Below are 24681 nucleotides of genomic sequence, written 5' to 3' on the forward strand. Positions count from 1 at the left end.
CCATGGCGGGCCTTTACGACGAACTGATGGTTCTGCTTCACGGCATCTGGAACCGGCGCTGGATCGCTCTCGGCGTCGCCTGGGGCGTTTGTATGCTCGGTTGGCTGGGCGTGGCGCTGATCCCCAACAGCTACCAGTCCAAGGCGCGGGTCTATGTGAACACGCAGTCGCTGCTGGAGGACAAGCTGGGCATCACTCAGGTCCAGTCGCAACAGGATCTCGACCGGGTGCGCAGTACGCTCGCCAGCGCGGAAAATCTGGAAAAGGTCGTGCGCGAAACCGATCTGTCGCAGACCGTCGCCGGCCCGCGCGACATCGCGGCGAAGATCACCAGGCTGCGCGAGAATATCACCGTCATGGCGCAGGCCGATCCCAGCATGATCGACATCAGCGCCATCTCGGCCGATTCGGGCCTGTCGGACGGTGCCAACGCGCGTATTGCGCAACAGATCGTGCAGAAGCTGATCGACATCTTCCAGGAAGAAAATCTCTCGGGCGACCGCAACGAAACCAAGCAGAGCCTGGCTTTCCTCGACCAGCAGATCGCCGCGCGCGGCAAGCAACTGGAAGCCGCCGACCAGCGTCGCGTCGAATTCGCCCAGCGCTATGTCGGGCTGTTGCCGGGCGCCGGTTCCATCAGCCAGCGCATGGACGCCGCGCGGATGGAGATCAACCAGCTCGATTCGCAGCTGGTCCAGGCGCAGAGCGCGCTGTCCGCGATGAACGGCCAACTGGCCGGCACGCCGCAGACCCTTCCGGGCATGGGTGCGTCCGGCGGCCCCTCGGCGCTGTCGCAGGCGCAATCCAACCTCGCATCGATGCGCGCGCGCGGCTGGACCGCTAGCCATCCCGACGTCATCGCGGCCCAGCGCGAGGTCGATGCCCTGCGTCGCGCGGGCGGCGGCAGCGCAAGCGGCGGTGGCGGCACGCCCAATCCCGCCTATCTATCGATCAAGTCGATGCAGGCCGAGCGCGCAGCGACCGTGCAGGCGCTCCAGACGCGCAAGGCGCAGCTTCAGGCCGATCTCAACACCATGATGTCGCGCCAGGTCGATGAACCCGGCGTCGCGTCCGAGCAGGAAAAGCTCGACAGCGACTATGCGGCGCTCAAGACTCAATATGACAAGCTCATGTCCGACCGGGAGGAAATCCGGCTGCGCGGCGAGGTCAAGACCGAGACCGGCTCCGTCCAGTTCCGTGTCATCCAGCCGCCCAGCGCCCCGACCGCGCCATCCGCGCCCAACCGGCCGCTGCTGCTGCTGGGCGTGCTGATACTGGGCATCGGCGCAGGGATCGGTGTGGCTTTCGCCATGGGCCAGCTCAAGGGCAGCTTCTCTACCGCCGCCCGGCTCGAAAAGGCGATCGGCCTGCCTGTGGCCGGTTCGATCAGCCAGATGCGCAACGCCGCGCAGGTCGCGGTCGAACGGCAGCGGCTCAAATGGTTCGCCGGCGCCAGCGGCGGCCTGGCCGCTGTCTGCCTGCTGCTGATCGTCGTCGAATTTGTCCAGCGTGGCATGGCGTGAAGGATCGGAAAACCATGAACCAGCACAGCTCCATCACGGGCCGTGGATCGCTGATCGAGCGCGCCACCGAAATCTATGATTTCAATGCCGCGCTTAAGGGCCGCGCCGCGCCAGCGGTCGACCTCTCGGCCGACCTGCCGCCGCTGCCCGCAGCTGCGGTCGAGGCGACCGCTCCTGCTCATGCGCGGGCGATGCGCGCGCCTGCGTGGACCGGCCCGATCCAGCCGATCGACCGCATGGCGCTGGCGGAGGCCGGCTATCTCCAGCCCGACGGTCCGGTGAGCGCGATGAGCGAGGAGTTCCGCCTGCTCAAGCGCGACCTGCTCGCCCAGTTGCAGTCCAGTCCGCGCGGCAATCGCATCCTCGTCTGTTCCGCGCATAGCGGCGACGGCAAGAGCTTCTGCGCAATCAATCTGGCGCTCAGCCTGGCGGCGGAGAAGGATCGGGAAATCCTGCTGGTCGATGCCGATTTTGGCAAGCCGGGCATCCCGGCCAAGCTGGGACTGACCGCCGGGCCGGGTCTGATGGACGCGCTGGCCGATCCGTCGATCGCGATCGAGGATATCATCATCCGCACCGACCTGCCGTCGCTGGCGGTGTTGCCCGCCGGACAGCGGAGCAACAATGACACCGAATATCTGGCCTCTGCCCGGACCCAGCACCTGCTGTCGCGGCTGACCGAGGGGCGCCCGGAACGGATCGTCATCTTCGATTCGCCACCCCTGCTCGCAGCCTCTCCGGCCGCCGTACTCGCCAGCCATGCCGCGATCGCCTTGCTGGTCGTGCGCGCCGACCGGACGAGCGAGAGCGCGGTCCGCGAAGCCGCCGCCATGCTGAAGGGCGGAACGCAGGTGCAACTGCTGCTCAACGCCGTCAGCTTCACGGGCGGCCGCCGTTTCGGCAGCTATTATGCCAAGGGGGGCGAGCAGTCATGACGGCGCGCCATTGGATTTCGGGCGCGTCCATGTTTGCGCTGGCCGCCATGGCCGTGCCGGCGCTCGCCCAATCGTCGCAGCCACGGCAGCGGCTCGATGTCGTGCCCTATCTCGGCATCGACCAAGTCGTCATGGCGCCGCTCAAGGGCGATGGCGACGTGCTGACCTATACCAATGTCACGGCAGGCGTGACGGCCCAGATCCAGAGCCGTCGCGTGGAAGCGACCATCGACGCCCAATATAATCACAGCTTCGGCTGGGGGAGCCAGACGCCCGACCAGGACGTCATCAGCGGCATAGTGAGCGCGCAGGCCCATGTCGCCCGCGGGCTGACGCTCAACGCCGGCGGTCTCGCGACGCGCGTTCGGACCGACGGGCTTTCGGGCGCAACGGCGCTCAACGACAGCAGCTACACCAGTCAGGTCTATGCCGGCTATGTTGGCCCGTCCTATACGACGCAGATCGGCGATTTCACGGTCAATGGCTCCTATCGGCTGGGCTATGCGCGGGTGGAGGACGATATCGATGCGGACCTCCCCGGCGCGCTGCCCGGCGGCTCCTTCGCCGACAGCTGGACCCACAGCCTGCTCGGCTCCGTCGGCTTCGCGCCGGGAACCGTGCTGCCGGTCGGCCTGACCGCCAGCGCCGGCTATGACCGGGAGGATGCCAGCCAGCTCGACCAGCGGTTCGAGGACGCCTGGGGCCGGCTGGACGCTACCCTGCCGGTGTCGCGCACCGTCGCGCTGGTCGGCGGCATCGGTTATGAGGACATCGAGATCAGCCAGCGCTCGCCGGTGCTGGACGCGACGGGCGCGCCGGTCATACGCGACGGCCGCTATGTCACCGACAAAAGCTCGCCGCGCGCGCTGGTCTATGAATTTGACGACATCATCTGGGACGCGGGCGTGCTCTGGCGGCCCAGCCATCGCACCTCGCTTCAGGCGCGCGTGGGCGAACGCTATGGCGGCATGACCTATCAGGGCAGTTTCCTCTGGCAGGGGCGCGACAGTAATTTCGCGCTTGTCGTCTTCGACGGCATCGACAGTTTCGGCCGGATGATCATGGCCGATGTCGCCGCCCTGTCAGGCAGCAACCTCAACGTCGTGCGCAATCCGTTCACCGGCGACCTCACCGGCTGCGCCTTCTCCGCCACCGGCGGCGGGCAATGCTTCAACGACGCGCTGTCGGGCATCACCGACGCCAATTTCCGCTATCGCGGCGTTTCGGCGCAATATGCGCTGCGGCGCGGCCCGTGGGGCTGGGGACTGGGCGCCGGCTATTCGCAGCGCAAGTTCATCACGCCGCAGGGCCAGACCGTGCTGATCCGCGGGTCGCGGGATGAAAACTGGTTCGGCAATGCGTCGATGACCTATATGTTCAACGACCGGGACAGCATCGATACTGTCGCCTACATCAACTATTTCGATGCCAGCGGTGGACGGCCCGATGTCCTCAACTACGGTGCTTTCACCAGCTATTTCAAGGGGCTGAGCCGACGTTTGTCGGCATCGGCGTCCGTCGGTATCGACGGCGTCAAGGCCGATGACATCGACACGGTCATCAGCGCCATGGGGCAGGTCGGCCTGCGCTACAGCTTCTAACCGATCGCCTTGGAGACGAAGAGATGTACGATCAATTCTACGGATTGCAGGGCCGTCCGTTCCAGCTGACGCCGGACCCGCATTATTATTTCGAGAGCGCCACGCATCGGAAGGCGCTGTCCTATCTGGGCTATGGCCTTGCCCAGGGCGAAGGCTTCATCGTCATCACCGGTGACATCGGCGCGGGCAAGACGACGCTGGTCGGGCATCTGATGCAGACGATCGACCCGGCGCGCCTGACCGCGGTCAAGATCGTGTCGACGCAGGTGGAGGGCGACGACATGTTGCGCCTCGCCGCGCAGAGCTTCGGTCTGGAGACGGAAGGCTTCACCAAGGCGGCGACCCTGCAACGAATAGAGGGCTTTCTCCATGCCCAGGCGCGCGCCGGACGGCGTAGCCTGCTGATCGTGGACGAAGGCCAGAATCTGGGGATTTCGGCGATCGAGGAACTGCGGATGCTGTCCAACTTCCAATTGGGCGGACAGTCGCTCCTCCAGATATTCCTGCTCGGCCAGCCGGAATTTCGCGACCTGCTGAAATCGCCGGAACTGGAACAGTTGCGCCAGCGCGTGATCGCGACCCATCATCTCGAACCGATGATGCCGCGCGAGGTCGAACCCTATATCCTCCATCGTCTTGGCGTGGCGGGTTGGAGCGGAAACCCCGCCTTCACCCCGGCCGCCTTCTCCGCCCTTTATGCCGCGACCGGCGGCGTGCCGCGCCGCCTCAACGCGCTTGTCAGCCGCGTGCTGCTGCTGGGCGCGATCGAGGGATTGCACGAGATCGACGCCGATGTCGTGGCGGCCGTGGTCGCCGACATGGGCATGGATGTCGACCTGATGCCCGAACCGATCGCACCGTCGGTGCTCGATCTGGCCCAGGAACCGGCGGTGCTCGATCTGGCCCAGGAACCGGCCGAACCGGATGGGGCCGATCCGGTGGAAGCCGAGGCGGCGGCGGTCGAACCCGAATCTGCCGAACCCTTGCCGGTATTCCCCATGGCGGAGGCGTCGGAATCCGCGTGGACCGAGCAGCCGGGCGCCGATCCGCAACAGCCGGAGCAAAGCCTGGCCGATCCGGTCGATCAGGATGAGGATGCACCGCTGGACCTGGAGGGCGAGGACTATCAGCCGCGTTTCCTCTCTCCTGCGCGTTTCGCCGCTCCCTATGGCAGTACGGCCGAAGCGGAGAGCGAGCCGGTGTCCCCGGTTCCCTCTTTCGCATCGTCCCATGATGAGCCGACCGAGGATGTCTGGCCCGTCGACGCCCCGGACGAGCCGGTCGCCTGCCATTCGGCCGACCGGCAGGACTCCGACGAACCGGAACTCGACCCCGTCCACGCCCTCAACCAGGACGAAGACATCGTCGATCCAATCCACCCGCAGGAGACCCTCGATATGCTGCGCCGCGACATGCAGGACGAAATCGCCGCCCTGCGCGCCGAAATCGCCTCGCTGCGCGCGGTCCAGGCCCACGCGCCTTTCGGCGCGCCGGTGCCGACGGTCGATCCCGAAGCGCTAAAGGACTGCTTCACCCTGGTCGAGGAACGCCTCTCCACGCTCGAATTTCGCGCCGAGGAGCAGGATACCGCGCTGCGCCGCGTCCTGACCATGCTGGTCGAATGGGTCGAGCGTGAGGATCGGATGGCCGACGCTGGACAGGATGCGGCGCTGGCCCGCGCGCACTGATCGAAGGCGGGGTGACACGACCATGCGCAACGCCCTGTCCGTCGATGTGGAGGACTGGTTCCAGGTCGGCGCTTTCGAGCGCACGATCGACCGTGCCGACTGGGACGGGCTGACCCACCGGGTCGAGCGCAATACCGATGCGGTGCTGGATCTGTTCGCGCAGACGGGTGTGAAGGCGACCTTCTTCACCCTGGGCTGGGTCGCGGAGCGCTATCCCGCGCTGATGCGGCGCATTGCGATGGGCGGGCATGAGATTGCGAGCCATGGCTACGACCATGCGCGCGTCTTCACCTTCACGCCCGACCAGTTCCGCGCCGACCTGCGCAAGGCACGCGCCCTGCTGGAGGATGCGAGCGGGCAGGCCGTGACCGGCTATCGTGCGCCCAGCTTCTCCATCGATCCGCGCACGCCCTGGGCGCATCCGATCCTGGCGGAGGAAGGCTATCGCTATTCCTCCAGCGTCGCGCCGATCCGGCACGACCATTATGGCTGGCCCGATTCTCCGCGCTTCGCCTGGAAGCCGGTCAAGGATTCGCCGCTGGTGGAGTTGCCGGTCACGACCGCCAGGTTGGGCAAGCGCACATTGGCGGCTGGCGGCGGCGGCTTCTTCCGTCTGCTGCCCTATGGCTTTTCCCGCTGGGCGATCCGGCAGGTCAACGAACAGGCCGGCCGGCCCGCGATCATCTATTTCCATCCCTGGGAAATCGATCCCGATCAGCCGCGCGTGGCCGATGCGCCGCTGCGCTCCCGCCTGCGCCATTACAGCAATCTGTCGGTGATGGCGGCCAAGCTGCGCCGCCTGACCGGTGATTTCGACTGGACTCGGGTCGACGCCCTGGCCGATGCCGAAGCGGCGCGCGCGACATGATCGCAGGAAACGGCGCCGCTATCGCCATAACCATGCTCGACCTGCGCGATCCGGTGCAGGCGCAGGCGGTCGACGCCTATGTGCTGGATCATGCGGAAGGAACGCCCTTCCATCGTCCCGCGTGGCTCGGCGCGATCGAGGAGGCGACGGGAAACCGGGCCTTGGCGCTGACGGCAGTCGCGCCTTCGGGTCAGATCATCGGCTTCCTGCCGCTCCATCACGTCAAGAGCGCGTTCTTCGGGCAGGCGCTCATATCCACCGGCTTCGCGGTCGATGGCGGCATATTGGCCGACGATGCGCGCGCGGTGGCAAGGCTCGCCGCGGCGGCGCAGGAACTTGCGCGCGCACGCGGAAACCTGCCGATCGAATTGCGCGGGGGCGTGGAACCCGGATCGGGCTGGGACCGGCGGGAAGGGCAGCATGTCGGCTTCAGCCGCCCGATCGCCGCCGATGACGAGGCCGAATTGCTGGCCGTGCCGCGCAAGCATCGCGCCGAACTGCGAAAGGCGCTGGCCAATCCCGCGCTGACGGTCGAGGTGGGCCGGGACCGGCGCCATCTGCGCGACCATTATCATGTCTACGCCACCAGCGTCCGCAATCTCGGCACGCCTGTCTTTCCCGCGCGCCTGTTCCGCGCCGTGCTGGAACGGTTCGGCCAGGATGCCGACATTTTGATCGTGCGGGAAGGGGGGCGGGCCGTATCGGCCGTGCTCAGCCTCTACCATCGGGGCCGGGTCATGCCCTATTGGGGCGGCGGCATCAGTGATGCCCGCCGGTTGCGGTCCAACGAACTCCTCTATTATCGGTTGATGGGCCATGCCCGGACGCGGGGCATGACCGGGTTCGACTTCGGCCGGTCCAAGGTCGGCAGCGGGCAGGCTGCCTGGAAGAGGAGCTTCGGCTTCGAACCGCATCCGCTCGTCTATCATGCCTGGTCGCCGGACGGAGCCCGGCGCGACGTCGATCCCACCAGCGCCCGATATCAGCGACGGATCGAATATTGGAAGAAATTGCCGTTGCCGGTCGCCAACCTTGTCGGACCATTCATCGCGCGCGGACTGGGCTGAGGGGAGATGACCATGAACGCGATTGTTGATCTTGCGGTTATCGTGCAGGAGGCCCGCCTGTCCGATCCCGCGACGGTCGCCGCACTCGACAAATGGGTCCTGGCCCATCCCGTTTCGACGCCGTTCCACCGGCCGGGATGGATCATGGCGGTCGAGGCGGGCACCGGACAGAAGGCGAAAATGCTGGTCGCGCGCCGCCCGGGTGGCAAAATCGCCGGCGTGTTGCCGCTCACCCATATCCGGTCTGCGCTGTTCGGCCGCGCCCTGGTCAGCAGTGGCTTCGCGGTCGACGGCGGCATGTTGGTCGATCACCGGAAGGCGGGTCCGGCACTGGCCGATGCCGCCTGGACGCTCGCCCGGACATTGGGCTGCACGACTGTCGAACTACGCGGCGGCGAAGCGCCGACCGACCCCATCTGGCAAAACAAGGCCGACGCCTATCTCGGTTTCTCCCGTCCCCTGGCTGAGGACGACGCCGCGGAACTCAAGGCCGTGCCCAAGCGACATCGGGCCGAAATCCGCAAGGGACTGGCCAATGATCTGGCCTTCGAGGTCGGCCGAGACAAAAGACTGCGCGACATTCACTATCGGCTCTATGCACACAGCGTCCACAATCTCGGCACGCCCGTCTTTCCCCGCGCCCTGTTCGACGCCGTGCTCGACCGGTTCGGGGATGATGCCGACATCGCCCTTGTGTCGAAGGATGGCAAGCCGCTCTCGGCCGTCATCAGCCTTTACCATCACGGCGCCTGTATGCCCTACTGGCACGGCGCAGCGGATGGCGCGCGCGCGATGCGCTCGAACGAGGCGCTCTATTTCCGGCTGATGCGCCGCGCGCACGAGCGGGGCTGCACCCTTTTCGACTTCGGCCGGTCGAAGGTCGGAACCGGCCCGGCGGCATGGAAGAAGACATGGGGCTTCGCGGGCGAACCGCTGGGCTATCATCTGCGCACCGCGCCGGGCCATGAGACGCGCGACGTCAACCCGCTGTCGCCCCAATATCGGCGCAAGGTCGAATTGTGGAAGAAACTGCCCGAATCCCTCGCCAACCTGATCGGCCCGCATATCGCGCGAGGGCTGGGGTGAGCGGAGACATTCTTTTCCTCTGCCACCGCATTCCCTTTCCGCCGGACCGGGGCGACAAGATCCGCTCCTGTCATCTGCTGAAACGTCTGGCGCAGGTGGCGCCCGTCCATGTCGGCTGTTTCGCCGACGATGATCGCGACATGGGCTTTGCCGGTGAACTGGCGCAGGTCGCCGCCAGCCAGTGCGTGCTGATGCGCGACCGGTCCAGGGTCGTCGCCGGCCTGACCGGCATCGCCCGGCGCCAGTCGCTCCTCATCGCATTGTTCGATCATCCCGGCCTGCACCAATGGGTCGCCCGCACGCTCGCGGAACGGCCGGTCCGCGCCGTCTTCGCCTATTCGGCGCAGATGGCGCATTTCGTGCCCGTGCTGCCGGCGCATATCCCGCTGATGATGGATTTCGTCGATTTCGATTCGGCCAAATATGCGGCCTATGGCGCGCAGGGCAGCGGTCCCATGGCCTGGATCAACCGGCGCGAAGGGCGTCGGCTGTTCGATTTCGAGCAACGGACCGCTCGGCGCGCCGCCATATCCAGCTTCGTGAGCGAGGCCGAGGCGCAGATGTTCCGTGCGGCGACGGGCCTCGACCGGGGTCGCGTTGTGGCGATCGAAAATGGCGTCACGCTCGACTATTTCGATCCCGCCGCCGATTTTTCGCCCATCGACGCAGGGCAGGGGCCGCTGCTCGTCTTCACCGGCCAGATGGATTATCGCCCCAATGTCGAGGCGGTGGAAAGTTTCGCCCGCGAAACCCTGCCCGCCATCCGCGCCGCCCATCCCGATGCCCGCTTCGCCATCGTTGGCCGCAACCCGGTCAAGTCGGTGCAGACGCTTGCCGACCTGCCCGGCGTGATCGTGACCGGCGGCGTGCCCGATGTGCGCGGCTGGCTGGCGGCGGCGGATGTCGTCGTCGCACCGCTGCGGATCGCGCGCGGCATCCAGAACAAGGTGCTCGAAGCCATGGCGATGGCCCGGCCGGTTGTGGCCTCGTCGCAGGCCGCCGAAGGCATAGACGCAACCCATGGCGCGCATCTTCTGGTCGCCGACGATCCCGCGAAGGAAGCCGAAAGCATCATCGCGCTCCTCGCCGACCCGGCCCGCGCGGCGGCGCTCGGGCAAGCGGCAAGGGAGCGGATGGAGCAACGCTATCGCTGGTCCGCGACGCTCGACCGGCTGCCCGATCTGTTGTTGGGCGGGGCTCCGGTCGCATGAGTGATCGCACCATCGCGTCCGACCATGTGCCGCTCATCGCCCTGACCGGCTGGCGCCGCTATCTGATCGCGCTGGGCGTGGTGGCGTTCGCCATCCTCTCGCTTTTCCTGAACGATGTCTGGTCCATGGTGTCCATCTGGTGGAAAGCCTCCACCTTCGGCCATTGCCTCTTCATCCCCTTTCTCATCGCCTGGCTGGTGCAGCAACGCCTGGGCGGCCTGCGCCAGTTGCAGCCGGTCGCCTGGGCGCCGGGCCTGCTCTGGCTGGGCGCGGGCGCCTTTGCCTGGCTGCTCGGCGCGGCGGCGGGGGTGGCGATGATCCGCCATGGCGCGCTGGTCGTCATGCTCCAGGGCGCGACCATCGCGCTGCTCGGCCCGGCGGTCGCCCGCGCTTTGCTCTTCCCGCTCTTTTACGCCTTCTTCATGGTCCCCTTCGGCGAGGAGATCGTACCGCCACTGCAATTGCTGACCGCGCGGCTCGCCATGCTGCTGCTCGACCTGTCAGGCGTCCCCGCGCATATGGAGGGCATCTTCATCACCACGCCGACCGGCTATTTCGAGGTCGCTGAAGCCTGCTCCGGAGCGAAATTCCTGATCGCCATGACCGCTTATGGCGCGCTGGTCTGCAATGTCTGCTTCCGCAGCTGGAACCGCCGCATCCTTTTCATGACTGGCGCGCTCGGCCTGTCGGTGCTGGCCAATGGCGTCCGCGCCTTCGCCACCATTCTCGTGGCGCACCTGACCACGGTCGATGCCGCTGTCGGCTTCGACCATGTCGTTTATGGCTGGGTCTTCTTCGCGATCGTCATGTTCCTCGTCATGGCGGCCGCCTGGCCCTTTTTCGACCGCAGGCCCGGCGACCCCTGGTTCGATCCGCGCGCTCTACAGCGCGAAGGCGCGGGCGGCGGCCCGGTGGGCAAGGTGGCGGGCGCAGCGCTGGCGCTCGTGATCGCCGCGCCGCTCTGGCTCGCCGCCACCGCCGCGACCGCTGCCGGGTTGCCGCCGGTGCTGGAAATGCCGTCGGTCGCGGGCTGGACCCGCACCAGCACGCCGCAGGCCTATCCGTGGATACCCCGCTTCGACGGGGCGGATCATTTCGTGAGCGGCCGCTATCGCAATGGCCGCGGGCAGGTGGTGGATCTCGCCATCGCCACTTATGCCCGGCAGGAGGACCAGCGCGAACTGGTCGGCTTCGGCCAGGGCGCGGCTGATCCCGACAGCGAATGGGTCTGGTCCTCGCCCGCTCGCGCGCCCGCCGACGCGCGTGGCGAGCAGATCACCGCGCCCGGCCCGGTGGTGCGCCATGTGGTGAGCTTCTACGTCGTGGGCGATCGGGCGCCGACCGGCAGCAAGGCAACGGTCAAGCTGGAAACGATGAAGGCCCGGCTGCTGGGACAGGACCAGCGCGCCGTTGCCATCCTCGTCTCGGCGGAACAGGGGGAAGGTCACCCTGCTGACTCCGCCATATCCGCCTTCCTGACCGATCTGGGCGACGTGCGGGTTTTGGCTGACCGCAGCATCGGTATCCGCTAGAGGTCTTTCGCATGTGCGGCATAGCGGGCATCTTCCATCTCGAAACGGCCAAGCCGGTCGATCCCGCGCGGGTCCGCGCCATGCTGGACGTGATGCCGCATCGCGGCCCGGACGGCAGCGGCATCTGGACCGCGCCGGGCGTGGGCCTCGGCCATCTGCGCCTCTCCATCATCGACCTGGCTGGTGGCGCGCAGCCGATGCTGACCGAGGATGAAAGCCTGGCGGTCGTCTTCAACGGCGAAATCTACAATTTCGCGGAAGTGCGCGCCGAGCTGGAGGCCAAGGGCCATGTGTTCCGCACCCACAGCGATACCGAGGTCATCCTGCACGGCTATCGCCAATGGGGCGAGGAGTGCGTCACCCGCTTCAACGGCATGTTCGCCTTCGCCCTGTTCGACGCGCGGGCGCAATCGCTCTGGCTGGCGCGCGACCGTCTGGGGGTCAAGCCGCTCCATTATGCGCTGCTCTCCGACGGCAGCCTGATCTTCGGATCGGAACTCAAAAGCCTGCTCGCTCATCCGCTGCTGCGCCGCGCGCCGGACCTGTCGGCGGTCGAGGATTATATGGCCTATGGCTATGTCCCTGACGACGCCTGCCTGGTGGCGGGCGTGCGCAAGCTGGGCGCGGGCGAGACACTTCGCCTGGTGCGCGGTCGCCCTTTGCCGCAGCCGCAACGCTATTGGGACGTCAGCTTCGTCGATCGCAGCAAAGCCAAGCCCGAAGCGCTGGAAGAGGAACTGGTCGCGCTGATGCGCCAGGCGGTCAGGTCGCGCATGGTGGCGGACGTGCCGCTCGGCGCCTTCCTGTCGGGCGGGGTGGACAGCAGCAGCGTCGTCGCGCTGATGGCCGAGGCGTCGGCCCGCGCGGTCCAGACCTGCACCATCGGCTTCGACGTCGCCAGCCTCGACGAGACCGGCTATGCGGACCGCGTCGCCCGCCGCTTCGCCACCGATCATCGCAACCGGATCGTGTCGCCGGACGATTATGGCCTGATCGATACGCTCGCCTTCCATTTCGACGAACCCTTCGCCGACGCCTCCGCGCTGCCGACCTATCGCGTCTGCGAACTGGCGCGCGAACAGGTGACGGTGGCCCTGTCGGGCGACGGCGCGGATGAAGCCTTTGCGGGCTATCGCCGGCACCGCTTCCAGATGCAGGGGGAACGGTTCCGCAGCCTGATCCCCGCGTCGGTGCGCCAGCCGCTGTTCGGTACATTGGGGAAATATTATCCCAAGGCCGACTGGGCGCCCCGCGCGCTGCGCGCCAAGTCGACCTTCCTCGAACTGGCGGGGGAGGGCGGCGAAGCCTATGCCGCCTCGGTCGGCGTGACGCCCCATGCTCTGCGCCAGCGCCTGTTCGGCCAGGACATGAAGAGCCGCCTCGGCGCCTATCGGGCCGAGGACCGCTATATCAAGGCGATGGCTGATGCGCCCGCGCGCGACCCGCTTGACCGGGCGCAATATGCCGATATCCGCATCTGGCTGCCCGGCGACATCCTGACCAAGACCGACCGGATGAGCATGGCCGTCAGCCTGGAGGCGCGCGAGCCCTTGCTCGACTATCGACTGGTCGAGTTCGCCGCACGCCTGCCGGTGACGCAGCGTATTCGCGGCAACAGCGGCAAATATCTGATGAAGAAGGCGATGGAGCCGTTCCTGCCGCAGGATATTCTCTATCGCCAGAAAATGGGCTTCGTGACGCCGATCAGCGCCTGGTTCCGCGGCGCGCTGGCGGGCGAGGCGACCGCGATCGCTGGCGGCTCCGCGCTGGCGAGGACCGGCTGGTTCGATGCCAGGATGCTGGCGAAGGTCGCCGCCGACCATCGGTCCGGCGTATCGGACCATGGCCGGCTGCTCTGGCAATTGCTGATGCTGGACAAGGCGCTGACCCGGTTGTTCGGCGTGTGAGCAACATGTTGCGCAACTGGCTGGGACTTGGCGTCATTTTAGGCGCGCCTTGGCTGATCTGGCTGGGGTTTGCCCATCTTGTTCGACCTTGGTGGAGCGGCGAAGTTGTCGCTTTGATTACAGCCTCGCTGTCAGTCGCTGCGGGAATGAGTGGCTTTTGGCTTCTCGGCTTTCCATTTGCGCGCTGGAAGGAAAAGTATCTGCTAGCGCTGTTGGCGATCTACACAATTTTACTCGTGCTTGCTCAGCCATTTATTGGGCTGCTGTCCGTATGCACGACAGGTGACTGCATTTAGAACGCCCCTTGCAACCCGCGCCAGCCGGTGCCAACGGGGCACATGACGATAAACAGGGCGCGCAAGTGACAGTCTCCAAGGAAATCGTGCGGCTGCGGCTCTATGCGCTGTGTCTGGCGGGGGACATGGCGGGCCTGTTCTGCGCCTTTCTCGCCGCCAACTGGTTCGTGCTGGGCGCGCTCTGGGGCGAGCCGGGCAAGCCGCACGGCCTGGTGATGTTCGCCATGGTCGCGCCGCTCTACGCAATCCTTGCGGTGCAGGGCGGAGCCTATGGCATCAACACGTTGGACCATGTGCGGCGCGGCATATTCCGCGCGCTGCTGGCGCTGGCGCAGGCGGCTTTGCTGATGCTGCTGATCGTCTATCTGGGCAAGATCGCCGAGCAACTGTCGCGTCTGACCTTCCTTGCCGGCCTCGTGCTGGGCGCGGCCACCCTGGCCCTCGTCCGCCTCGCCGTGGCGCGGCTGGCGGTCAGCCTGCTGGGTGACGTGCCGCATCTGACCGCCGTCATCATGGATGGGGTCGCGATTGAGACCGGCCCGCACATGGACATCATTCAGGCCGACGACGCCAATCTCCATCCCGAACGGCATGATGCGGACATGGCTGCCCGGCTCGCGGCGGCGGTCGGCATGGCGGAGCGGGTGATCGTCGCCTGTCCGCTCGAACGGATGGACGACTGGTCGGCCGCGCTCAAGTCGCTCTCCGCCCGGGGCGAGATCGTCGTGCCCGAACTGCTGCGCTTCGCCCCTGCGCGGGTGGACGAATTTGACGGGCAGCCGACCATCATTGTCGCGGGCGGTCCGCTCCAGTTCCGGGATCGCCTCATCAAGCGCCTGTTCGACCTGATCGTCGCGACCATCGCCACGATCCTCCTGTCGCCGATCCTTGTCGGCGCCGCGCTGGCGGTGAAACTGACCAGTCCCGGCCCGATCCTGTTCCGCCAGCCGCGCATCGGCAAGGATGCGCGGCCCTTCTCCATCTACAAGTTCCGCTCGATGCGCAGCGAGGCGAGCGACCATAAAGCCGCGACGCTCACCAGGCGCGACGACGACCGGGTGACGCGCGTCGGCGCCTTCCTGCGCAAGACCAGCATCGACGAACTGCCCCAACTCTTCAACGTGCTGAAGGGCGACATGAGCATCGTCGGCCCGCGCCCGCACGCCGCCGCCGCCAAGGCGGGGGACAGCCTCTATTGGGAAGTCGACGCCCGCTATTGGGAACGGCACTGCATCAAGCCGGGCATGACCGGCCTGGCCCAGGTGCGCGGCCATCGCGGCGCGACCGACCATCATCAGGATCTGATCGACCGCCTCCGCTCCGACCTTGAATATGTCAGCGACTGGTCGATCTGGCGCGACATGCGGATCATCGTCGCGACACTGGGCGTGCTCGTCCACCACAAGGCCTATTGAGCCGATGGCGACCAACCTGATCCTTGCTGCCATCCTGCTGCTGTGCCTGGTGGCGGTGGCCTGGCCCTTTCTTGGCTACCCGCTCATCCTTCGCGCCTTGCCGACCCGGCCCGAACAGCCTGTCGCAGGGCCGGCGCCCAGCGCGTCGCTCCTCTTCTGCGCCTACAACGAAGCCGACACGATGCCGGACAAGCTCGCCAATCTGGCGATGCTCAAGCGCCGCTATCCCGCGCTCGAATGTCTCGCCTTCGACGATGGCTCCACCGACGGCACTGGCGACCTGATCGCGGCACGGGGCGACCTCGTCGCCCTGATCCGAGGCCCCGGCCGCAGCGGCAAGGCGCATGGCATGAAGCAGCTCGCGGCGCGGGCGCGGGGCGATGTGCTGATCTTCACCGACGCCAATGTGCTGCTGGACGAGGAGGCGGTCGATCGGCTGCTAGCCCGTTATGCCGACCCGGCGATCGGCGGTGTGCTCGGCTCGCTTCACTATGTCGGCGCGGACGAAAGCGCCACTGCCTCGGTCGGGTCGCTCTACTGGCGGCTGGAGGAAAGATTGAAGGACGAGGAATCGCGTACCGGCAATGTGCTGGGCGCCGACGGCTCCATCTTTTCGATCCGGCGGAGCCTCTACCCCGCATTTCCCGACAGCGTCCTGGACGACCTCACCGTGTCCATGGCCGTGGTCTTCGCGGGCCGGCGGCTCGTCAAGGCGAAGGACGTGATCGCCCGCGAACGGCTCGTCACGGCGCGCAAGGATGAATATCGCCGCAAGGTCCGCATCGCCGCGCGCGCCTGGCACACGCACAGCCATCTGCGTCCGCAACTCAGGCAAATGACCGTGATCGACCGCTTCAAATATACCTCGCGCAAGATCATCCGCTGGTTCGGCGGGGTCTTCATCCTGATCGGCGCGGTGGCGGCGGGCGCGCTGGCGCTACGTCTCTCGCCGACACTATACCTCGCTGGCGCCTTAGCTGTCGCTTTCGCTGTCTGGATCGGCGTCCGCTCGACAAGCGGCCCGTTTGCAGCGCTGGTCGACGTGCTGATCGCTTATGCCGCCACCTTGCAGGGCGTGCTCAAGGCGATGAGCGGGCGCACCGTCACGACATGGAACCCCGCCAAGTCGCGCTGACCCTCTCGCCAAGGCCGCGCGATATTGTATAGGCGCTTGCCAGACCCCAAGCGGAGAATGACGTGATTACTGTCCAGCGGGTGGCCAAGGCCGCCGGCAAGCATCTGACCAAGGCGGCGCTCAAAGTGCGCAAGGCGATGGGCGCACGCGCAAACCGCGGCTGCCCCGCCTGCGGCGCGACGGTGGTTGGCTTCTTCCGCTATGGCGACAACGGCGAATGGGGCTGCCCGGAATGTGGCGCCTCGCCGCGCGAGCGGCTTATGAACTGGCTGATCGGGCAGGGGACGCTGATCGTGCCGACGCAGGGCGCGATCCTGCACATGGCCCCCAATGAAGGCAGCCTGGTCAGGCGCTTCTCCGCCGCCGCAGATTACGCGCCGGCTGACCTCGATCCGGCGCGCTACAGCGTGCCGAACATGCGCCGCGTCGACCTGATGGAACTGGCCGACAGCGATCGCTACGACCTGTTCTACGCCAGCCATGTCATGGAGCATGTGCCCGACGACATGGCCGTGCTGCGCAACATTCTCCGCGCGCTCAAGCCCGGCGGCGAAGCCTGGCTGATCGTCCCGCTTTGGGACCGACCGACCGAGGACGGCAGCTTCGACATGCCCCCGCGCGAACGCGAACGCCGTTTCGGCCAGTGGGATCATGTCCGCCAATATGGCCCCGATTTCGCCGACCGCATCCGCGCCGCCGGCTTCGACCTTGAGGAGATCGACGCCGCCTCGATCGACGTCGCCACGCGCCATTTCCATGCGCTTGACGACCGGCTGTTCCGGGCGCGCAAGCCCGCATGAACCGTCTCGCACGGGTGGAGGGCAGTGCCCGCATCCTGGCCCTGGTCAAGCTCGCCAATGTCGGGCTGGTGCTGCTGTGGGGCTTTGCCGTCACCTTCGTCTTCGTGCGCGTGCTGCCGATCGCCGAGTTCCAGGCCTTCCTGCTGCTCGTCGCTTTCGGCAACTTCACCATTTCGGCGGAGTTCGGCCTCACGAGCATCATCTATGCCCGGCTGCGTCAGCATTGGCTGGCCAGAGACGATGACAGCGGCGAAGCCGCAGCTGACGGCGGCTTCCGGCTGGAGGAGATGGGCGTGCTGTTCCTGTTCCTTGCCGTGCTGGTGGCGGGTGCGACGCTGATCCTGATCGCGGCGCTCGTGGGCGGCTGGCTGGCGACGGGGATGCCGCTGCTGTTCCTGCTCTTCTTCCTGTCGGCCTGCCTCAACCTGCCGGCCTTGCTCGCCAAGCGGGCGCTGGCGGCGGTCGACGGCAATTTCCTGTGGGAAGGGCTGGATTGCGCGCGGCGTGTCGTGACGATCGGGCTGCTGCTGGCGATCCTGGCTGGTCTCGACCCGCGCCTCTCGGTGGCGTTGCAACTGGTCGCCAGCATCGCGGTGATCGGCTGGGCCATCGCCCATGTCCATCGCCGCCTGAACATGAACCGCCGCCACTGGCTCGCCTTCCGCGTCGGGGGCGGCCATGTCCGTGCCCATTATCTGCGCGATATCGGCGCATCGGCGGCCTTCACCGTGTCCGACATCATCGCCTATAACGCGCCCTATTTCACCATAGCGGCGATGACATCCGACGCGCGGCCGATGCTGGTGTTCGATTTCTTCTTCAAGATGTCCAGATCGCTGTCCATGCTGGTGCGCGCCATGGTCGAAGCTGCCCTGCCGCGCATCACCCGCGCCTATCATGCCGGCGACAAGGCCCGGCTCCGGCAGTTGTTGCTGCGGGCGTTGGGCGCGGCGATGGTCTTTGCCGTTGCGCTGGCGGCAGTGTTGCTGGTGGCGGGCGACCGGCTGTTCGCGATCCTGTTCGACGGGCGCGCGGCGGTCGACCGGGCCGACATCGGCCTCATCATCATTGCGCTGGCGGCGCTCACCATTCTCTGCGTCTCCGTCTATGTGCAGGCGGCGCTGGGGCGGTTCAGGCAGTTGCTCGCGCGCTCGCTCCCCTTCCTCGCCGGCTCGCTGGGCAGCGCGCCGCTCGCGCTGCTGCTCTGGCCCGACCGTTTCGACATCGCCTTTCTTGCGCTCTACGCGCTGACGCTGCTGGGCGTGGCCGGGCTGCACCTCCTGTCGCTCAAGAGGCTGCTGCGCGTATGAACATCGCGATGCTCGATCCGTCGCTCTTCACCGGGCGCTATGACGACAGTCTTTGCGCGGCGCTGGCGGGGCAGGGGGCAGAGGTAACCCTGCTCGGCCGCCCGATGCGCGCGACCGACGCCATCGCGCCGCAGGGCTATGCCTATCTCCCCCATTTCTTCCGCCGCAGCGAAGCCTTGCGCGTGAAAATGGGCGAGGGCCGCGCCTTCCGTATCGTCAAGGCGGCCGAATATGGGCTGGCCTGCGCGCTGGGCGATATTGCGCCGCTGACGGATGCAGAACTGGTCCATGTCCAGTGGCTCCCGCTCGCGCCCGCCGACCGGCTGATGCTCCAGCGGCTGAAGGGCCGGACCGCTTTGGTCCACACCGTCCACAATGCCGACGCCTATCATGCCGATGCCGGCTTGCAGGGCCGGGGCTATCGCGCGCTGCTCGACCTGTTCGACGCGCTGGTGGTGCATGGCGACACGACCCGGGCCGCGCTGGTCGGGCAGGGCGTCGATCCCGCGCGCATCCATGTGACGCCACACCCGCCCATGCGCCTCGCCGCCGCGTCGAGCGAGGACTTCGCCGCCATCCCTCCGCCGACCCTGCCGCGCCTCCTCTTCTTCGGCACGATCCGCCCCTACAAGGGCATCGACCTTCTCATCGAGGCCTGTCTCCAGCTCTGGCGCGCGGGCTATCTTTTCGAACTGGTGCTGGCCGGAAAGCCCTTCATGGACGTGGCGCCCCTGACCGATGCGGTCGCGCAGGCGGGCTTTGGCGACCGCCTCATCACCGATTTCGGTTTCCTGACCGAAGGCCGGCTCGACGCGCACATGGCGCGCGCCGACATGATCGCCTTCCCCTATCGACATATCGATTCGAGCGGCGCTTTCCTGTCGGCGCTGCACCATGGCAAGGCGATGGTCACGTCCGACGCAGGCATGTTCGGCCAGTTGCCGGACGGCGTCGCGGTCCGGGCGGCGGCGGGAAATGCACCCGCCCTTGCCCAAGCCCTCTTGCCGCTGGTCGAAAGCGCGGCCATCAGGCTGGAATATGGCGCGCGCGCGCGCGCCTATGGTGAAGAAATGGGGTCTTGGAAGGATATGGCGGTGGCGACGATCGGCATCTACGACAATGTGCTGGCCGGGCGCGCATGAACCGCTATCTTCGCGAACTTGCCGACCGCAAGCTGGCCATGCGTCTCGCCTTGGCCGGCCGCGTCCACCAATATCCCGAGGTTCAGGCATTGAGGCGCTTCCTGTCGACCTTCGCGGTCGACTGCCTGTTCGACGTCGGCGCCAATCGCGGCCAATATGCGACGATGGTCCGCAAGGATGCGGGCTATAAGGGGCTGATCCTGTCGTTCGAGCCGAACCCGGACGTGTTCGCCGAGTTGCAGAGACATGCCGCGTCCGATCGCAACTGGCATGTGTTCAACATGGCACTGTCGGATTTCGACGGGAGCGCCAGCTTCAACATCATGGCCGCCGATCAGTTCAGTTCGCTCAAAAGGCCGTCCGGGGAGCAGGATGCGATCTTCGCCGATCGCAACAAGGTGACGAAGACGGTGGAGATGCAGTGCCGTCGCCTCGATACCATGCTGCCCGAACTGATGGCGCAGCATGGCTTCGCCCGCCCCTTCCTGAAGATGGACACGCAGGGCCATGACCTGTCGGTCTGCGAAGGCGCGGGCGATGTGCTGGGCAAGATGCTGGGCGTGCAGACGGAACTGGGCGTCCGCCCCATTTATGAAGGCGGCACCGGCTATCGCGCGATGATCGACTGGCTGGAGGGACGCGGCTTCGTGCCCTCCGCCTTCTTCGCCAACAACAAGGGCCATTTCCCGCGCCTGGTCGAGATGGATGGCATTTTCGTCAACCGGGCGCTGGTCGAGAGCTGACCATGGGCAAGGTCGCCGGCTTCCTGTCCGCGCGCCGCCTGTTCCTGGCGGGGGCGATCGGCCTGACCCTGTGGCTGGGTGCGACCTTCCTGTGGCATGTGACCTATCGGCAGGGGATCAGCCTGGCGGTGATCCTGCTGCTGGACCAGGATTTTCCGGCTCTGCTCGGATCGCTGCTATTGCTGGCGCTGGCCGCGCCATGGGCGGAAGGGAAGGGCTTTGCTCTCCCCCGTCCGACCGCGCGCATCGTCGTGCCGCTGATCCTGCTGCTGGGCATGGCCGCGTGGGCCGGCCATTATGCCCTGTTCCAGAATTACGCGATCAGCCGCGACGAGGAAGTTGCCCGCTTTGCCGCCGCCTATATGCGCGAAGGACTCTTTGCCCGGCCGATCCCGGTCGAATGGGAACCCTATCGCCGGGCGATCATGCCCGAATTCTTCTCGCCTTTCGGCGCGGCGGACTACTGGACGGCGGCCTATCTGCCGGTAAACAGCGCGATCCAGGCGATTTTCTGGCAATTGGGCGACCCAAACCTCGCCGGACCGGCGCTGCTGATGGCGGGGCTGTTTGCGCTCTGGCGGGTGGCGCTGCACCTGATGCCCGACCGGCCCGATGCGGTCTGGGTGACGGTGCTGCTGGGCTTCTCTTCCAGCCAGCTATGGGTCACGGCCATGACCCCCTATGCCATGACGGGCCATTTCGCGCTCAACATGATCTGGCTGGCGCTGGTGCTGCGCGGCGGCGTGGTCGGCCATCTCAGCGCCGGCGTCGTCGCACTGATCGCGGCGGGGCTGCACCAATGGCATTTCCCGCCCATCTTCATCGCGCCCTTCATCCTCTGGATGCTGCTGGCGCGGCGCTGGGCGGTGGCGGCCTTCCATACGCTCACGCTGGTCGCGATCGTCATCGTCTGGGCGAAGCTCTGGCCGGGCTTCCTGCTCCATGCGCTGGGCGCGCCGACCGACATCCGCCCGTCGGCGGGCGTCGCTGACAAGGTGGGCAGCCTTTTCCAGCGGCTCGGCGATCGCTGGCAACCGCTCGTCAACATCAGCCGCTACGTCGCCTGGAACAATATCCTGATGGTGCCGCTCGCCGTGCTGGGCATGGTCGCGATGCGCTGGCGCACCATGATCCGGGGGCAGGAAATCGCGCTGCCGCTGGCGCTGGGCTGCCTCGCGGGCTGTATGCTGGCGCTGGCGCAGGGCTATGGCTGGGGCTTCCGCTACGCCCATGGTTTCATCGGCCCCTTCTGCCTGCTCGCGGGATTGGGCTGGGCGCGCTTCCGGCCGGAAGGGGCTATGCGCCCGATCCTGCTCGCCCTGCTTGTCACGGCCCTGTCCAGCGCCTTCCTGGTCTGGCGCACCCATGCCTTCGTCGCGCCCTATGCGGCCAGCCACAAGCTGATCGATTCGAGCCAGGCCGACGTCGTGCTGATCGATCCGCGCGGCGGCCTGTACGTCACCGATCTTGTGCGCGGGCGCGATGGCGTGCCCGGCAAGCCGATGGTGATGAACCTTGGCATGTTGACGCTGGAGCAGGTGGATATGCTTTGCGCTTCCTATGTCGTCGAACTGTTCGACCGCGCCGAATTCCGTCCGCTGGGCGTGCCGCTGGCGCGCTGGAACCTCAGCCGCATGGACGCCTTGCGCGCGCACATGAAGGAAGTGGGCTGCGACAAGCCGGTTCAGCCCCCGCTGCCCGAGACGTTCGAGGACGCCTTCAACGCCGCCGATAACGCGATGTGAATGCCGGCAATCTGGCGCACTGACCGAACAGCCCGCTCTATTGCCCCTTCACATAGACCCGCTTGCCGCCGATCCAGGTTTCCAGCACCTGCGTCTGGCGGATGTCGGCCGGCCGCGCGCTGCTGATGTCGCGGTCGATCAGAAGGAAGTCGGCGCGCTGTCCCGGAATCAGGCTGCCGAACCTCTTTTCGGCAAAGCCCGCATAGGCCGCCTGCCGGGTGAAGCCGTCCAGCGCCGCCTCGAAACTCACCCGCTGCTCGGGCATCCAGCCGCCTGCCGGCTCGCCCTTCGCATCCTCGCGGCTCATGGCGACGGCGATGCCGGGGAAGGGGTTGGGGCTCTCCACCGGCACGTCGGAGCCGAAGGCGAGCGGCACGCGATTGTCGAGCATCGCCTTCCACGCATAGGCACCCTTCAGCCGGTCCATGCCCATGCGCGTGGTCGCCATGCGCCAGTCCGACGCCTCGTGCACCGGCTGCATCGACGCGATCGCGCCGAGCGGTCCGAAGCGCGGCAGGTCGGCCGGGTCGATGATCTGCGCATGTTCGACGCGCCAGCGCCGGTCGCCCTTGTAGGTGTCGTTCAGTTCCTGGATCGCGTCCAGTATCTCGCCATTGGCCGCGTCGCCGATGGCATGGACAGCGACCTGGAAATTGTCCATCGCCGCGCGGCTCATGATGTTGCGCAGCTGCGTTCCGGGGATCATGGTGAGGCCGCGCTGCCCCGGCGCGTCGGCATAGTCCGCCTTCAACCACGCCCCGCGCGAACCCAGCGCCCCGTCGAGCAGCAGCTTGATCCCGCCCATGCGCAGATGATCGTCATAGAGCCAGGGCGTCGGCTCGGGCCCGGCGATCAGCACCATATTGTCGAGGCCGGCGGCATAGGACATGATCCGCACGCGCAGCGCGCCGCGATCGGCCGATCGGCGGAAGGCCTGCCAATCCTCGATGCCGGTCCCCATGTCGGCGATGCCGGTGATGCCCATCGACAGCAGCGCGCGCTGCGCCTTCTCCAGTGCCAGGTCGCGGTCCTTGGGCGCGGGCGGCGGCACGAATTTCTGGATCAGGTCCATCGCCTTGTCGACGAATACGCCCGCCGGCTTGCCCGCTGCCATCTCGACGCGCCCGCCCGCCGGCGCCTTGGTGGCCGCCGTCACGCCAGCGGCGCGGATGGCGGCGCTGTTGGCCCAGCCGGCATGGCCGTCGACCCGCTCCAGCCAGACCGGAATGTCGCCGACCGCCGCGTCCAGATCCGCAGCCGTGGGGAAGCGGCCCAGCCCCCAGGCCTCCTGGTTCCAGCCGGTGCCGATGATCCATTTGCGCCCCGGATTGGCCGCGACATAGGCCCGGATTTTCTCCTGGGCCTGTCCCAGCGATGTCGTGTCCGACAGGTCCAGCGTGATGAGCGACAGGCCATAGCCCATGACATGGCCATGCGCGTCGATCAGGCCGGGGATGAGCGTCTTGCCGCCCCCGTCCAGCTTGAACGTCGGCCCCTTGGGTCGTTCGGGCCAGGGCTGGCCGCGCTTGGGCTTCTTGGGCTTGTATTCGGGTTCCTGGTAACGGCCGGGGATCAGCTTTTCGACCTTGCCGTCGTCGTCGATCATCAGCGCGCCGAAACGGACGATCCTGCCGTTCGCGTCGATCGCGATGCCGTTCACATTGTCGACCACGCCCGATGCAAGCGCGGGCAGGGGGGCAAGCGCGGGCAGGGTGGCGAGCGCCAGGGCGGCGCTCTTCAGCGCGCTCGAAGAGAGAAATCGGATCATGCTCGGGTAAGTCTCCGCACCAGCGCGCTGGTGTCCTGCCGATGGCCGCCCATGGCCTGCACATCGGCATAATATTGATCGATCAATGCCGTCACCGGCAGGGTGGCTCCGTTGGCGCGCGCTTCCTCCAGCGCCAGCCCCAGATCCTTGCGCATCCAGTCGACTGCGAAGCCGAAGTCGAACTCGTCCTGCGCCATCGTTTTCCAGCGATGATCCATCTGCCAGCTCTGCGCCGCGCCGCCGGAAATCGCCTCGAACACCGTATCGAGGTCTAGGTCCGCGGCCTGGGCGAAGCGCATCGCCTCCGCCAACCCCTGAATCACGCCGGCAATGCAGATCTGGTTCACCATCTTGGTGGTCTGGCCCGCGCCCGCGCCGCCGACATGGACGATGCGGGCGGCATAGGCCTGCATCACGATCTTCGCCGCCGCCACCGCCGGTTCGCTGCCGCCGCACATGATCGACAGGCGGCCATTCTCGGCGCCCGCCTGACCGCCCGATACCGGCGCGTCGACGCTGTGAATGCCCCGGCTTTCGCCCTCGACGAACAATTGCCGGGCGATCCGCGCCGACACGGTGGTATGGTCGATGAACAGGCTGCCCGGCTGCATCGCCCGGAACGCGCCCTCGCGTCCCAGCGTGATCTGCGCCAGGTCGTCGTCGGTGCCGACGCAACTGATCACGATCTCGGCATCCTCGGCCGCCTTGGCCGGGTTGATCGCGACCGCGCCGCCATAGGCTTCGGCCCATCTCTTCGCCTTGCCGATGGAGCGGTTATAGACCGTCAGATCATGCCCCGCCCGCGCCAGATGGCCCGCAATCGGGCCACCCATGATTCCCAAGCCGATAAACGCGATCCTAGCCATCAAGCCTCGTACATTTCGTGCGTCCATCCCCGCCATAAGGCGA

Annotated in this window: 19 protein-coding genes and 1 pseudogene; 18 read left to right on the forward strand and 2 right to left on the reverse strand. The window is 66.8% G+C overall.

All coding sequences use genetic code 11. The features are described 5' to 3' along the window. Positions 1–2: 2 nt before the first annotated feature. From A7Q26_RS09245 to A7Q26_RS09330, 18 genes and pseudogenes are all read left to right on the forward strand, one after another. The gene (locus A7Q26_RS09245; protein ID WP_066859104.1) at positions 3–1523 is read left to right on the forward strand and encodes an XrtA system polysaccharide chain length determinant; all 1521 of its coding nucleotides are present in this window, start codon (positions 3–5) and stop codon (positions 1521–1523) included. Between the two features lie 14 nt (positions 1524–1537). Beyond that, entirely contained in the window at positions 1538–2458 is a 921-nt protein-coding gene (locus A7Q26_RS09250; protein WP_066859105.1) for a P-loop NTPase, read from the forward strand. Then, entirely contained in the window at positions 2455–4059 is a 1605-nt protein-coding gene (locus tag A7Q26_RS09255) for a hypothetical protein (protein ID WP_066859106.1), read from the forward strand. The genes A7Q26_RS09250 and A7Q26_RS09255 overlap by 4 nt, the downstream gene beginning before the upstream one ends. A gap of 23 nt (positions 4060–4082) precedes the next feature. Further along, a pseudogene (locus A7Q26_RS26315) lies at positions 4083–5048 on the forward strand (XrtA/PEP-CTERM system-associated ATPase); the annotation flags it as partial. Between the two features lie 721 nt (positions 5049–5769). Further along, the gene (locus A7Q26_RS09265) at positions 5770–6615 is read left to right on the forward strand and encodes an XrtA system polysaccharide deacetylase (RefSeq protein WP_066859468.1); all 846 of its coding nucleotides are present in this window, start codon (positions 5770–5772) and stop codon (positions 6613–6615) included. After that, a complete protein-coding gene (locus A7Q26_RS09270; RefSeq protein ID WP_066859108.1) occupies positions 6612–7682 on the forward strand; it encodes a FemAB family XrtA/PEP-CTERM system-associated protein in 1071 nt (356 codons plus the stop codon). The genes A7Q26_RS09265 and A7Q26_RS09270 overlap by 4 nt, the downstream gene beginning before the upstream one ends. 12 nt (positions 7683–7694) lie before the next feature. Further along, on the forward strand, positions 7695–8768 hold the full coding sequence (locus A7Q26_RS09275) for a FemAB family XrtA/PEP-CTERM system-associated protein (protein WP_066859469.1): 1074 nt from the start codon (positions 7695–7697) through the stop codon (positions 8766–8768). Further along, complete coding sequence (locus A7Q26_RS09280) at positions 8765–9979, forward strand: TIGR03087 family PEP-CTERM/XrtA system glycosyltransferase (RefSeq protein WP_066859109.1); 1215 nt, start codon at positions 8765–8767, stop codon at positions 9977–9979. The genes A7Q26_RS09275 and A7Q26_RS09280 overlap by 4 nt, the downstream gene beginning before the upstream one ends. Further along, positions 9976–11511 (forward strand): exosortase A, encoded by a 1536-nt coding sequence (gene xrtA / locus A7Q26_RS09285; protein ID WP_066859110.1) that lies wholly within the window; start codon positions 9976–9978, stop codon positions 11509–11511. Before A7Q26_RS09280 ends, xrtA begins: the two co-directional genes overlap by 4 nt. An 11-nt stretch (positions 11512–11522) precedes the next feature. Continuing rightward, a complete protein-coding gene (locus A7Q26_RS09290; protein WP_066859111.1) occupies positions 11523–13418 on the forward strand; it encodes an XrtA/PEP-CTERM system amidotransferase in 1896 nt (631 codons plus the stop codon). Positions 13419–13423: 5 nt separating this feature from the next. Next, complete coding sequence (locus A7Q26_RS09295; RefSeq protein ID WP_066859112.1) at positions 13424–13714, forward strand: hypothetical protein; 291 nt, start codon at positions 13424–13426, stop codon at positions 13712–13714. A gap of 65 nt (positions 13715–13779) precedes the next feature. Next, on the forward strand, positions 13780–15129 hold the full coding sequence (locus tag A7Q26_RS09300) for a sugar transferase (RefSeq protein ID WP_066859113.1): 1350 nt from the start codon (positions 13780–13782) through the stop codon (positions 15127–15129). Between the two features lie 4 nt (positions 15130–15133). Next, the gene (locus tag A7Q26_RS09305) at positions 15134–16264 is read left to right on the forward strand and encodes a glycosyltransferase family 2 protein (protein WP_066859114.1); all 1131 of its coding nucleotides are present in this window, start codon (positions 15134–15136) and stop codon (positions 16262–16264) included. Positions 16265–16326: 62 nt separating this feature from the next. Then, positions 16327–17064, forward strand: a complete 738-nt coding sequence (locus A7Q26_RS09310; protein WP_066859115.1) for a class I SAM-dependent methyltransferase — start codon at positions 16327–16329, stop codon at positions 17062–17064. Next, positions 17061–18374, forward strand: coding sequence for a hypothetical protein (locus tag A7Q26_RS09315; protein ID WP_198162891.1), 1314 nt, complete (start codon positions 17061–17063; stop codon positions 18372–18374). Before A7Q26_RS09310 ends, A7Q26_RS09315 begins: the two co-directional genes overlap by 4 nt. Continuing rightward, positions 18371–19516 (forward strand): glycosyltransferase family 4 protein, encoded by a 1146-nt coding sequence (locus tag A7Q26_RS09320; RefSeq protein WP_066859116.1) that lies wholly within the window; start codon positions 18371–18373, stop codon positions 19514–19516. Before A7Q26_RS09315 ends, A7Q26_RS09320 begins: the two co-directional genes overlap by 4 nt. After that, the gene (locus A7Q26_RS09325) at positions 19513–20259 is read left to right on the forward strand and encodes an FkbM family methyltransferase (RefSeq protein WP_066859117.1); all 747 of its coding nucleotides are present in this window, start codon (positions 19513–19515) and stop codon (positions 20257–20259) included. The genes A7Q26_RS09320 and A7Q26_RS09325 overlap by 4 nt, the downstream gene beginning before the upstream one ends. A gap of 2 nt (positions 20260–20261) precedes the next feature. Further along, positions 20262–22004, forward strand: a complete 1743-nt coding sequence (locus tag A7Q26_RS09330; protein ID WP_066859118.1) for an MFS transporter — start codon at positions 20262–20264, stop codon at positions 22002–22004. A gap of 37 nt (positions 22005–22041) precedes the next feature. Here the strand turns inward: A7Q26_RS09330 and A7Q26_RS09335 are convergent, their stop codons facing one another. Together A7Q26_RS09335 and A7Q26_RS09340 are read right to left on the reverse strand one after the other, a co-directional pair. Then, positions 22042–23772: an amidohydrolase gene (locus tag A7Q26_RS09335; RefSeq protein WP_066859119.1), complete on the reverse strand. Its 1731-nt coding sequence runs from the start codon at positions 23770–23772 to the stop codon at positions 22042–22044. Further along, positions 23769–24638: an NAD(P)-dependent oxidoreductase gene (locus tag A7Q26_RS09340; protein WP_066859120.1), complete on the reverse strand. Its 870-nt coding sequence runs from the start codon at positions 24636–24638 to the stop codon at positions 23769–23771. The genes A7Q26_RS09335 and A7Q26_RS09340 overlap by 4 nt, the downstream gene beginning before the upstream one ends. Between the last annotated feature and the right edge of the window lie 43 nt (positions 24639–24681).

This window comes from Sphingobium sp. TCM1 (genome assembly GCF_001650725.1).
Lineage (GTDB): Bacteria > Pseudomonadota > Alphaproteobacteria > Sphingomonadales > Sphingomonadaceae > Sphingobium.